The organism is uncultured Lamprocystis sp. (genome assembly GCF_903933125.1).
Lineage (GTDB): Bacteria > Pseudomonadota > Gammaproteobacteria > Chromatiales > Chromatiaceae > Thiodictyon.
In genome coordinates this window covers 1-12,053 of the sequence record NZ_CAIZIZ010000078.1, presented here as the reverse complement: position 1 = coordinate 12,053, position 12,053 = coordinate 1, and the positions used below count along the sequence as shown (strand labels likewise).

11 protein-coding genes are annotated in these 12,053 nt (G+C 64.4%); 6 read left to right on the top strand and 5 right to left on the bottom strand.

Annotated features, from left to right (window positions below; translation table 11 throughout):
* On the top strand, positions 1 to 1,361 hold a 1,361-nt coding region (locus QZY03_RS03295; protein WP_295578294.1), incomplete at its 5' end, for a carbohydrate binding domain-containing protein.
* Between the two features lie 288 nt (positions 1,362 to 1,649).
* Here the strand turns inward: QZY03_RS03295 and hrpB are convergent.
* The 3 genes from hrpB to QZY03_RS03280 all read right to left on the bottom strand — a co-directional run bounded on the left by hrpB (position 1,650) and on the right by QZY03_RS03280 (position 4,877).
* Complete coding sequence (hrpB, locus tag QZY03_RS03290; protein ID WP_295578292.1) at positions 1,650 to 4,205, bottom strand: ATP-dependent helicase HrpB; 2,556 nt, start codon at positions 4,203 to 4,205, stop codon at positions 1,650 to 1,652.
* 70 nt (positions 4,206 to 4,275) lie between these two features.
* On the bottom strand, positions 4,276 to 4,482 hold the full coding sequence (locus QZY03_RS03285) for a hypothetical protein (RefSeq protein WP_295578291.1): 207 nt from the start codon (positions 4,480 to 4,482) through the stop codon (positions 4,276 to 4,278).
* 74 nt (positions 4,483 to 4,556) lie between these two features.
* On the bottom strand, positions 4,557 to 4,877 hold the full coding sequence (locus QZY03_RS03280; protein WP_295578289.1) for a DUF4342 domain-containing protein: 321 nt from the start codon (positions 4,875 to 4,877) through the stop codon (positions 4,557 to 4,559).
* A gap of 349 nt (positions 4,878 to 5,226) precedes the next feature.
* Here QZY03_RS03280 and QZY03_RS03275 point away from each other — a divergent pair, with 349 nt between their 5' ends.
* Both QZY03_RS03275 and QZY03_RS03270 read left to right on the top strand, forming a co-directional pair.
* A complete protein-coding gene (locus tag QZY03_RS03275) occupies positions 5,227 to 5,826 on the top strand; it encodes a Uma2 family endonuclease (RefSeq protein ID WP_363169596.1) in 600 nt (199 codons plus the stop codon).
* The gene (locus QZY03_RS03270; protein WP_295578287.1) at positions 5,826 to 6,440 is read left to right on the top strand and encodes a uracil-DNA glycosylase family protein; all 615 of its coding nucleotides are present in this window, start codon (positions 5,826 to 5,828) and stop codon (positions 6,438 to 6,440) included. The genes QZY03_RS03275 and QZY03_RS03270 overlap by 1 nt, the downstream gene beginning before the upstream one ends.
* A 243-nt stretch (positions 6,441 to 6,683) precedes the next feature.
* Here the strand turns inward: QZY03_RS03270 and QZY03_RS03265 are convergent, their stop codons facing one another.
* Both QZY03_RS03265 and QZY03_RS03260 read right to left on the bottom strand, forming a co-directional pair.
* Complete coding sequence (locus QZY03_RS03265; RefSeq protein ID WP_295578285.1) at positions 6,684 to 6,983, bottom strand: hypothetical protein; 300 nt, start codon at positions 6,981 to 6,983, stop codon at positions 6,684 to 6,686.
* Positions 6,984 to 7,468: 485 nt separating this feature from the next.
* Positions 7,469 to 9,142, bottom strand: a complete 1,674-nt coding sequence (locus tag QZY03_RS03260; RefSeq protein WP_295578283.1) for a hypothetical protein — start codon at positions 9,140 to 9,142, stop codon at positions 7,469 to 7,471.
* Between the two features lie 84 nt (positions 9,143 to 9,226).
* On the opposite strand from QZY03_RS03260, the gene QZY03_RS03255 reads away from it, so the two are divergent.
* From QZY03_RS03255 to QZY03_RS03245, 3 genes are all read left to right on the top strand, one after another.
* On the top strand, positions 9,227 to 9,967 hold the full coding sequence (locus tag QZY03_RS03255) for a S24 family peptidase (protein ID WP_295578281.1): 741 nt from the start codon (positions 9,227 to 9,229) through the stop codon (positions 9,965 to 9,967).
* 503 nt (positions 9,968 to 10,470) lie between these two features.
* A complete protein-coding gene (locus tag QZY03_RS03250) occupies positions 10,471 to 11,247 on the top strand; it encodes a DUF4351 domain-containing protein (protein ID WP_295578279.1) in 777 nt (258 codons plus the stop codon).
* 392 nt (positions 11,248 to 11,639) lie between these two features.
* On the top strand, positions 11,640 to 12,053 hold a 414-nt coding region (locus tag QZY03_RS03245; protein WP_295578277.1), incomplete at its 3' end, for an Rpn family recombination-promoting nuclease/putative transposase.

The following is a 12,053-nucleotide window of genomic DNA, read 5'->3' as shown; positions in this document are numbered from 1 at the left end:
GCAAGCGCATGAACCAGCTCATGGCCGAATGGCTGGCCGCCAACTACGACAAGGATGCAAATGGCAAGGCGACGACCGCCAAGATTGCCGGGGTCATGTTCGATACGGACTTCCATTTCATCATGGACGCCTGGAACAAGAAGCCGGATGTCGACAATAACCTGGTGCTGGACGAGGGGATCTCCGCCGCCGGAGTGAACCTGTGGGGCGAAGGGTTGGATGACTTCTATACCCTCTTGCGTGAGCGTATGCCGAATGCACTGATCGTCGGCGGGATGACCGAGTCGCGTGGCTTCACATCACTGAACGGCAACGACATGGAAGCTTGGCCGCAGCGTAACATCGGCGATGCGGCGCCGGATTACCGGGAGATCGACGGCCGGTTGTCGCAGTACAGCATGCTGATGCACCAGGGCAACGTCGGTCCCCGTTATTCGCAGACCATTAGCCGCGTGTCGACCCTCCGTTACACGTATTATAATACGCGCGGCACCAGCAATGCGCCGTTCCGCTTCACCCTGGGGCTGACCTTGCTTGACGACGGCTACTACGCTCAGGAGAATAATACCGGCGTGGGTGATCCGTGGTGGGATGAATATGCCGTCGACGTGGTGCGGAACTCCCCGACCTTCGGCCGCGCCATCGCCTCGAATCCGGCGAACGAGGCGCAGGTCCGCCAGCACAAGGGTTGGATGGGGTTCCCGCTGGGCGCGCGCTATCGCGTCTATGACCCGGTGACCTTCGCCCCGGAGCGTAACCTGCTGGCAAACGGCAATTTCGATACGAACCTGACCGGCTGGAGCGGCACCAATGTCACGGTGACGCGCGATAGCAACGTGGCCAACATCCTGGAGGGCGCGGGTGCACTGCGCATCAGCCCACACCAGGTCTATGCGAAGACGGAAGCCGGTGCCGCCGCCAAGGGCCCGACGCTCAGCCTCCAGAGCGGAGTGCAGTACACGCTGGCCTTCGGCGTGAAGTCCAGCGCCATCCGCACGATCCAGGTCGTCGTCGGGGACCAAACCGAGCAGATGACGATCCCTGCGCAGTGGAGCCGGCAGGTGTTTACCTTCACCGCCCCGCGCACCGGAAACTTCCAGGTGAAGTTCAACGTGGGCCGCGAGAACACCGATGTCTGGGTTGATTCGGTCTACCTGTTCGCCGGCAACGCCGATGTCTTCCGGCGCGACTTCGACAACGCGGTGGTGGTGGTCAATGCGACCCCGACGACACGGACCGTCGCGCTCGGCACCACCTTGCAGCGTATCCGCGGCACCGGGCAGGATCCCGTCAATGACGGCGCCGCCGTCACGCAAGTGACCTTGCCGGCCTACGATGCCATCGTGCTGGTTCGGCCCTAGGAAGCGCTGTTGAACTGAGCCGCGGCGAATGCTGCACCACCCGCAGCATTCGCCATCGCCTGACCCTCTTGAAATCATCGTCCGCCCGTTTTCCCCCTCCGCTCGTCCTCACCGCGGTATCCAGTCCGCGGTGAACCACGCTCTTACGCAGGATGAAGCATCTCATCCAGCTTCCCGCTTAAGACCACATCCGTTATCGCCTTCGTACCTGAAGCCTTGGTGTAGGGGCGGGTTTTAAACCCGCCCCTACGTCCGGTTATCACGTCCGATGGCTATAACAGTGATCGCCTAACGCCGCGGCCGACCAGTTCGTGTCACCGGCGACGCGGTCAGGGGGTCGTCCGGCCAGGGGTGCTTGGGATAGCGTCCGCGCAACTCTTTGCGGACTTCCGGGTAGCCGCGGACCCAGAACCCCGCGAGGTCACGGGTGATCTGCACCGGCCGCCCGGCCGGGGAGAGCAGATGCAACATCACCGGCACCCGGCCCTGGCAGACGCTCGGCGTCTCGCGAGCGCCGAACAGTTCCTGGAGCGGGACCGGCAGGACGGGCTCGCCCGCGGACCCGGCCCGGTAGTCCAGACGACGGCGGTTGCCGGCCGGGGTCGTCAGCGTCTCCGGCGCCAAGGTGTCCAGGCGGGCACGCTGGCCCCGATCCAGCAGACCGGCGAGCAGCTCCTTAAGGGGTAAAGCGCGCACCTCGGCGAGACTGCGCAGCCCCCCGAGCCAGGGGCCCAGCCAGTCATCCAGATCCAGCCGGAGTCGCTCGTCGGTCAGGTCCGGCCAGCCCCCCGCCGGATCCACCCGGCACAGCAGCGCAACCCGCGCCTGGAACTGACGCGCCGCCTCATCCCACGACAGACTCGCGTCGAATCGCGCCGTCACCTGACCCAGCAGCAACTCCAGCGTACGCGCCGGATCGCCGACCGGCAACGCCTGGGAGTCCAGCACCAGGGCGCCCAGCCGGGACTCCCGACGCGCCGTCACCGCGTCGCGCTCGGTGTCCCAGGCGACCTGCTCGCCGGTCAGGATGCGCTCGGCCAGTGCCGCGCGCAGCGCCGGCTCCGAGACCGGCAACGCGAGCTGGATGCGCGCGTCCCGCCCCCGGGCATCGAGTTCAGCGGCGACCAGATAGGGATGAACAGCGAGCGCGTCCTCGGGCGGCAGATCGGCCCCGGTGCCGACCGCCAGCAGATAGCGCCCGTCACGGGCACCACGTCGCTGGGCGATCCGGTCCGGATAAGCACTGGCCAGGAGCGCACCGGGTTCCAACGCGACCGTGCGGTCCGCCGGGCCGGGAGCCGGGTTCCGCGGTGGGCGCGCACCGCGCGCGCCTTCCATCGGCACCAGCCGACGGCTCAGCCGATCCGCTGCCACCAGCCGGGCACGCCCCATCCCCGCGTTCGGACGGCCAGCCCGGAAAGCCTCCAGTGCCGCCAGCCGCAGACCCAGATCGGCCGGGCGCGGCAGGCCGGGCGTGGCGCTCCAGCTATCCCGCTCGGCGAGCAGGGCCGCCAGATCGGCCGCCAGACGCCGGTCCTGCGGCTGCGACGCCTGCGCCAACATCCGCCCCAAGCGCGGATGTAACGGCAACTCCGCGATACGGCGCCCGACCGGCGTGATCGCACCGCTCGCGTCCAGCGCCCCCAAATCCTTGAGCAACGCCAGTGCCTGCGCCCAATGGGGTGCGGGCGGCGCATCCAGCCAGCGCAGCCCGGCGGGGTCGCGCAGACCCCAGAGGGCCAAGTCCAGGACCAACTGCGCCAGGTCCGCGTCCAGGATCTCCGCCCGCCGATGCGCGGCCCGTCCCACCTCCTGGGCCCGCGTCCAGAGCCGGTAACAAACCCCGGGCGCGGTCCGCCCGGCGCGTCCCGCGCGCTGATCGGCGGAGGCGAGCGGAATCGGCTCGGTCATCAGCCGGGTCAAACCGGAGCCGGGGTCCAGGCGGGGCTTGCGGGCCAGACCACTGTCGATCACCGTGGTGACCCCCTCGATGGTCACGCTGGTCTCGGCGATGTCGGTCGCCAGCACCACCCGCCGACGGCCCCCGCCGTCCGCGGCGCGGGCGGGCACCAGGGCCCGCTGCTGCTGCTCCACCGCGAGCGTGCCGTGCAATGGAAGCAGGTCCAGATCGCCCCCCAGATCGGGCTCCAGGCGGCGCCGCACCCGCTCGATCTCCGCCACACCGGGCAGAAACACCAGCAGATCGCCCGAGTGCTCGACGAGGGCCCGACGAATCGCCGACTCCATGGCGGCCAGCGGGTCGCGCGGTGCCAGATCCGCATAGCGCACGTCCACCGGAAAACTGCGCCCCGCGGCCCGGACCACGGGCGCATCACCCAGGAGCGCGGCCACCGGCCCCGCGTCCAGGGTCGCGGACATCACCAGAATCCGCAGGTCCGGACGCAGGGCCTGCGCGGCATCCAGAGCCAAGGCCAGGCCCAGATCCGCCTGGAGGCTGCGCTCGTGGAATTCATCGAAGATCAGGAGGCCGACCCCGTCGAGCCCCGGATCGGACTGGATACGGCGGGTCAGAATCCCCTCGGTGACCACCTGGATGCGGGTGCGCGGCCCGATACAGCGCTCGAAGCGCACCTGATAACCGACCGTTTCACCTAGCACTTCGCCCAGCAGCGCCGCCATGCGGGCAGCCGCCATCCGCGCCGCCGGGCGGCGCGGTTCGAGCATCAGTAGGGTCTGGCCGGCGAGCCAGGCGGCATCGCGCAGCAGGAGCGGGATGTGGGTGGTCTTGCCCGATCCGGGTGGGGCGACCAGGACCGCGTGACCCAGCGTCAGGGCAGCCGAAAGGGCGTCGAGCGCCCCGTCGACCGGTAGTGGCGGCCCCAAGCCATGGGTCGACCCGGCGGGGTGCGGACCGGGGCTCAGAATGAAGGCCGGGGCAGAACCGTGATGCGGCTCAGGATGCGGCCGACGCCTCTTCAGCCGGCGCCTCGGCGGGCGGGGCCTTGGGGGTCATGACCTTGACCAACTGTTCGTCCACCAGGATGCGGACCTTATCGTCCCCATTCAGCCACTTCTTGCCCTTGGCATTGGCCTGCACCGCATAGCGGCCGGACTTCTTCTGGAACACGGTGTATTCGGCGGTCTGCTTGACTTGCTGCATCAGAATCTCTGTGGTTTGTTAAGGACCGGCAAAGCCTTTGACCGGTCGTAAAATTTTCAATTGTGAATCGCGCTTCAATCGTCATCACCGCGACGCGGCAAGGTGCGGGACGCATCCCCGCCGGCATCCCCGTCGCGTTCGATCTGCACCCGAAAGTCCGCGATCAGCGCCGCCATGGCGCCCAAAGCGGCAAGCACCGGCGCCATCAAGGTCAGTATACCGGCGATCCCGACTCCGGCGGTCAGCGGGATCTCCAGCAGGGCCTCGCCGCTGCGGCGCCGTACCACCAGGCGGCGGACGTTGCCCTCCTGAATCAGCGCCTTGACTTTGTCGACCAGCTCCGCACCCTGGACTGTGATTTCTTCGGTCAGCGTACGTGGCTCGCGATCGGACATGGCAAGGTTACCTTGGCAACTGGCTAGGGGGGAGTCCGCCGTGGGAGTGGCCTGCGAACCTAAGGTAGTTTGCGAGGCCCCGTCGCGGCCGCAGGCTGCTCCCACAAAGTCCCGGCCATTCTTTCACGGTAAAAAAACAGTCACGGGACGCCGTGGTAGTTTAATGCAAAACTGCCGACACCATCGGCTCATATCTCAAGAGTCTTGTCTTCGTACCTGATATCCAGACAGACCCTTGGTGCAGGGGCGGGTTTGAAACCCGCCCCTACGTCCGGTTATCACGTCCGACGGCGATATCAGGATAGCCATCTCGACAACGCCCGAGCGGCCCGCTACCGTTGTACTCACCATGACACCCAATCCCCGCAGGCACGCCGTGGAAGCGCAGCGACTGAAGACCATCGACGACCTGCTGGACTGCGACGACGAGCGGGTGGAACTGATCGGCGGCGCGATCGTGCGGCGGCCCATGGCCCGCTTCGAGCACAGCCGTGCCCAATCCGGTCTCGCGTTCCAAGTGCAGTCCGGCCAACGGCCCGGCGATCCGGACGGCTGGCTGATCCTCACCGAGGTCAGCGTGCGCTACAGCGCGCACGAGTGCCCCTGTCACGACTTGGCCGGGTGGCGCCGCGCGCGACTCGGGGAATGGCCGACCGGGATCATCACCCTCCCCCCGGACTGGGTCTGCGAGATCCTCTCCCCAGGCCACGAGCGCAAAGACCTGTTTCACCATTTACTCCTGCTTCCGCGCGCCGGCGTGCGGCACTACTGGGTCCTCGCTCCGGAGGACCGTTCGCTGATCGCCTACGCCCTCGACCAGGGTGGCTATCGGATCGTATGCTCAGCCGAATGCCGGGACGACGACCACTGCCCGAAGGTTCGCATACCGCCCTTTGAGGAAATCGAAATCGATCCGGCCGAACTGTTCGGCAAGCGCCCGGCCCACTGATGATGTCGACACTGGATCGTCTCTACCAGGACCTGCGCCGCTGCCGCCGCTGCCCCGGCATGTTCGGCCCGCCGGTACACGGCCTCGCCGTCTGCTCGCCGGTCATGATGATCGGCCAGGCCCCCGGGACACGGGAGATCGAACAAGGCCGACCCTTTTGCTGGACGGCGGGCAAAACCCTGTTTCGCTGGTTTGAATCGATCGGGATCGACGAGACGGGATTTCGCGCGCGGGTCCTGATGAGCGCGGTGTGCCGCTGCTTTCCCGGCAAGAATCCGAAGGGCGGTGACCGGGTGCCGGATCGGGTGGAGGTCGAGAACTGCACGCCCTGGTGGCGCGCCGAATTGGAAACCGGCCGGCCCCGACTGATCATTCCCGTCGGCAAGCTCGCCATCGCCCAGTTTGCCGATCAATTGCCCGCCCGGGCGCGGCTGGACATGCTCGTGGGGCGCCAGTGGCCCTACCGATCCGCCTCGGGGCTTACGGCAGACCTGATCCCCCTGCCCCACCCCTCCGGCGCCTCCACCTGGTTCAAGATGGAACCTGGCCTGACCCTGCTGCCCCAAGCGCTGCGTTTGATCGCCGCCCATCAAGCTTGGCGGGACGTCCTGTAGCACACCCATCCACCAGCAACCACCGGGATGGCCTTGATCATTGGCACCACAAAGACACGAAGAACACAAAGATGTCCACTGCGCCGTCTTGACACTGGATCTCTCAACAGGTGATCGCAGCAAAGAAGCAACGCGGTATCGGTCTCCGTGCCCTTTGTGCCTTTGTGGTGCCAATCATTCAGCCCCCTGCCCCCCGCGCGGCCACAGCCGCGCCGGGTTTGCTTGGACGCGCTGGTCAAAGCCTCAACTGAAGAAAGCCTTGACCCGCTCGATCGAGTCCTTGACGCCGACCTTGAGCTCCTCCCATTTCTCTTCGGCCTCGTCCTTGATCTCCTCCCACTTATCATCGGCGGCAGCCCGAATCTCCTCGCGCTTGGCCGCACCCTCATCCCACTTGGCCTTGACCTCGGCCATCTGCTCATGGAGCTTGGCCTTCACGTCATCGGAGGCATCCTCCGCCTTCACGCGCAGCCCGTCCAGATCAACCTGCCACTCGTCGAGTTGAGCTTTGAGTCTTGCCAGATACTCTTCTTTTGTCTGCATGGTCTTGATTCCTCTACGTTGGAACACTCACGGCAACCGACCTGTCGGCCGGGAAATCGTCCACCGTATTATCGACCCGGTTCCACGATCCGGTCTAGCGCGCTCATGCGAACCCATAAGGCAGTCACTTCACGATCTGCGGCGACGTCTTGGGCGGCACCACTCACCGTGGAGCCGTCGGCGGGGCTGATGGTGGATGCGCTGCGCTTATCCCACCCTACAAAACCAGCGCTGTTGTAGGTGGATGCGCTGCGCTTATCCACCCTACAAAACCGGCGCTGTTGTAGGGTGGATAAGGCGCGCCGCACGATGTTTGGGATTCGGCACGTCGGTCGTGCGCGCCGCATCCACCATGGACCGCTCGAGACCCTCAACTTTGGAATTGCCGACGGTCGGCATGCGCAGTCGGGATGCCTTTTTTCGGAAATCTCCTTGGTTCAATGACAAGTATAGCCCCTCGTCCGCTTTGCGCAGGTCGTCGCCGGTTAGCCACAAACAACCCGCTTTCTCAAGGCATCGCACAGGTCGCGATGCTCAAATAGTCCGCGGCGAACATTGACGAAAATTTCCGCGTTGTCGTGCTCGCCAATCAGCACGAGCAGCAAATCAAGGATCTCGACGTCCCGCTCAACATCGATCCAGGCCCAACCATTTTCACTCAAAGCCAGCGATTTGTGTTCCGCGGCGCGTATCAGCAATCGGTGACGCGCCTCGACATCATTTCCGACGCGCTCGACGATTCCGCTCTGCCAGTCAGCCCAGACCGGCCGAAGACGGGCGCCAAACGTATCCAGAACCAGATCCTGACCCGGCGAGAGTGGATCACCGGACAAATGCCGGACAAAGGATTCGCCATCGCCGGTCTCCGCGTCGCTGTCCGCATGATCACGGGTGCGCGCCGCCCAAGCCCCAAGGGCTTCAAGCTGCTGCACAAGGGTTTCCGTTTTGCGTTCGATCAGCGCGCGGCAGGCATCGTCCTGATCGGGAAACCGCTCGCGCAGACAGGAAACCACTGCCGCGACGCCGAGCCGATACCGACAATTGCGCGCACTTGCACCCATCAGATCCAGCATGGCGTTGCCAAATTGTGAGTAGACGCTATCCGGGGATGCTGCCGGCCGGTCCAGTCGATCGAGCCCATCGAGCCGCTGCGGATCCAGCGTTACACCGGTGGTCACCAAGGCCGAAGCCAGTTGGTCTGGTGCCAACTTAGGACCTCCCGATCTGAAGCAGGCTGCATCGATCAGCCCCTCGAGATCACCAACCGCGTTGAGCCAATCCCTGAAGCTGCGGATGACACCAAGCGTAACGGCGCCCTCGTACTCGCCAAGCTGCGCGGCGAGCCAATCCAGCAGTGTCTCCCGCGCCAGGTGCCGTTGCAGCACCCTGATGCGATCCTCCGGATTGGCGCCGGGCGCATAGACGTAGCCAACGATTGCCTCCAGGGAAGGCGCCGGAGCAACCAATGCCGCATAGAGGCGATCAATGTCGACCAACAACGGGAGTGGGACGCAGATTCCGCATTGCTCCTCAAGCGTCGCCATCGCTTCTCGGCATTGGTCCAGATTGATGTCACCACTGACCAGCGCACGGCCAGGAAACAACCCCTCCGCGAGGATCGCCACAGCCAGCACAGCCAAGTGATAAGGACGGCCCTGGGTTTTCTCCGAAAACACGGCAACCCCATGGTCGCCCTCGATCACACTGTGCAAAAGATCAGTGCAGTCATCATCATCAGGCTGAGGGGCGGTCCGGTAGTAGCCGATATCCTCATACAAACAGAAACTCTCGGCATTCGTCATCGATGCCAGGTCTCCGCTAATACGCAGATGACGATGCGTCGGATCGTCGGGCTCGTGCTCGAGCTGGCGTGAATAGACCAGCCGGGACGCACCCTTGATGCGCTCTCGACGCAACCCGCACAAACCATAAGGATGGCCAGTCAAAAAATCCCGTGCCTGGCGATAGAAGGCTTTCCAGGCAGTCGGTTCGATCCCTTCTGGACAGATACTCAGATAAACATACACCCCCATTGCTGCTTCTCCTGCGGTGCTGGTGGAATGTGCGGCTTTCCCGCTCAAAAAAGCTGGGTTGCGACGATCCACACCCACCCGACCGGTGTCGCTCGGACCATGGCTGACCCATCTCGGAAAGCCCATGATTGCTCGTCTTGTTTATTTTTTCAACTTTTTGTTTGTTGTCGTCGCAGTCGCTGTCCTTGAGACTTCACGACTATGACGGCCATGCTCAAAGTCGAGACTGAAATCCGCGCGCGTGGGGAATCGCTGACCGCGTTCGCGGCCCGCATCGGCGTTCGCAGCCAGGATCTCAACAACTGGAAGAAACGAGGCATTCCAAGAAGCAGGCAGAAACTGGTTGCCGACGCGCTCGGCTGGACACTGGACCACCTGCTTGCCGACGACAATACGCACTCGATCACACCACCCAGTGCGCCTAAAGGATTGAATCAGTTGGCGATCGCCGAGCCGATAATCGGCTATCCGGCATCTTCCGCACCCCCCTCGGCGACCGCCCGCGTCCAGCACCCGGTCGATCTGCCCACCGATCGCTATGCGCTGATTCCCAGACGGAGAATCGGTCTCTCGCAGGGTAGCGGAGCGCTTGTGCTCGAAGCGGAGACACCGCCGTTGGTCTTCGATACCGAGTGGCTGCGCCGATCAGGACTCCGCGCTGAGCATGCCGCGGTCCTCTACATGCGGGACGACAGCATGGAGCCGTCGATTCGTCAGGGTGATGTGCTGCTCGTCAATCTTGGCGAGCACAAGATTCAAGATGGAGGGATCTTCGCCATTCGTTACGGCCACCAACTGCGCGTACGGCGGCTTTATCGCCGCTATGATGGCGGGCTCATCCTGCGTTCCGAGAATCGGGGGCGCTATCCCGACGAAACGATCCCACCCGCAGACCAAGACGTACACGTTCAAGTCATCGGCCGGGCCCTGTGGCGCGGCGGAACGATCTGAGGCGTTCCAGGCCGTAGGCTGGCCGGAACCGTGATCAAGACCGTCGAGGGCCTTGATCATCATTCCGGCCTCAAGAAGACTGGAGGTCGAGGCTTTACCGGTCGACCTCGCGTCTGGGCAGCCCTTGTCCGGCTAAGGCGACTCCCAGGACTAAGCATCCCGACGGCGCATGCCTGCACGATCCGTAGGGGCAGCTGTAGGGGCGACGTTAGTCGCCCCTAAACGTCGGTAGATCCGTTTCCAGAAATCCTAACCCATCGACCAGTGCGCGACGCCGGACGCCGGCCGGAACGATGATCATGACCCCACCCCCCATCGATCGGTCTATACTCCCCCCATGAGCGACCCCGCCGACACCCCCAAGCCCGACTACGACTCGCCGTGGAAAGAGGCGATCGGCGCCTATTTCCAACCCTTCGTGCAACTGTTCTTCGCCGACGTCCACACCCTCATCGCCTGGGACCAACCCTACGAATTTCTTGATGCGGAGCCCGTAGGTTGGGGTGACGAAGGAACCCCAACGATTTGCGGCCGGGGATGTTGGGGTTCGTTCCTCACCCCAACCTACCGTGCTGATCCACATCGAAGTGCAGGGCAAAGCCGGCGCGCGCTTCAGTCACCGCATGTTTCAATACTATTACCGCATCCACGAGCACTACCCGGAGATCGAACTCATCACCCTGGCGGTGATCACCAACCAACGCGCGCGTGCGGCCCACGGCGTCTATGCCCGCGAACGCGACGGCTTTGGGGTGCGCTTTTGTTACCGGGTCCATCATCTCCAGCAGTGGGCTGACCAGTTGGCCGTCCTCAAGGCCCGGGTGGCGACCAATCCCTTTGCCGTCGTGGCCCTGGCCCAACTGGCCGCCCATCGCCGCTCCTCCGACCCCGAGCGCAAAGCCAGTAAACGCGAGATCATCTGGCTGCTTTACGACTCCGGCTACGGGCGCGACGAGATACTGGCGTTACTGCGATTCATCGACCGGATGCTGCGGCTGCCCCCGACCCTTGAACAAGAACTGCGAAGCGAACTGATCGCACTCGAGGAGCAAAAAAAGATGTCCTATGTCATGAGCATTGAACGCATGGCCGAAGAACGCGGCGAAGCGCGCGGCGAGCAACGCGGCGAAGCCCGAATGCTGACGCGGCAACTCACCCTCAAGTTCGGCCCCCTGTCGCCGGAGACCCAACAACGCATCAGCGAAGCCGATGCCGACACCCTACTCACCTGGTCCGAGCGTATCCTCACCGCCGACAGCCTGGAGGCCGTGTTGCATTAACCCCGTCGGGTGGGCACGTCGCTGGTGCCCGCGCGTTCCGGGCTCCCATCCACCGCCATCGGTGCCGACGGTCGGGGGCGACTGTCGGGGCGACGGTTTTGATCATAAGTCCGCTCGCCCCACGCCCTCGCGACGCCGCTCCAGCGGTGTCATGCATGTCTTCGGAACCCTGCGCCCCGGGGCTTGCGGGCCGAGTGATGATCAAGGCCTGGGCGACTGGATGGGCACCTGTAGGGGCGACTTCCGTCGCCCCCAACCCATCGCTGGTGGGCGGCATCACGCGTGTCCAAACGGGCAGCACTAGCGTCCCACCCCCGTGCGGGCCAGCGGCCCGACCGCGCTCCCCGCAACACAACATTGCCCCACACGCCGCACCCGCCTAGACTCTGCACATGGACCACCCGATCGACCCCAAGACCGACTGTGTCTTCAAAGCCCTGCTGGGCGCCGAGGACAACCGCAACCTGCTTATCCATTTTCTCAACGCCACCCTCGGCCGCGATTTGCCCAGCCCGGTCACCCAGGTCGACATCCTCAACCCGTACAACGAACGCGAATTCCTCACCGATAAACTCAGCATCGTCGATGTCAAAGCCCGTGATGCGCACGCCCGCCTCTATCAAGCCGAAATCCAACTGGTGAACCATCGCGACCTGCCCGCCCGCATCCTGTACACCTGGACCGACCTCTACAGTCAGCAATTGCAGAGCGGTCAGGATTACGATTCGCTCCAACCCACCTACAGCATCTGGCTCTTGGGCGAAGACCTCCTGCGCGGCGACCCCGGCTACGCGCACCGCTACCGG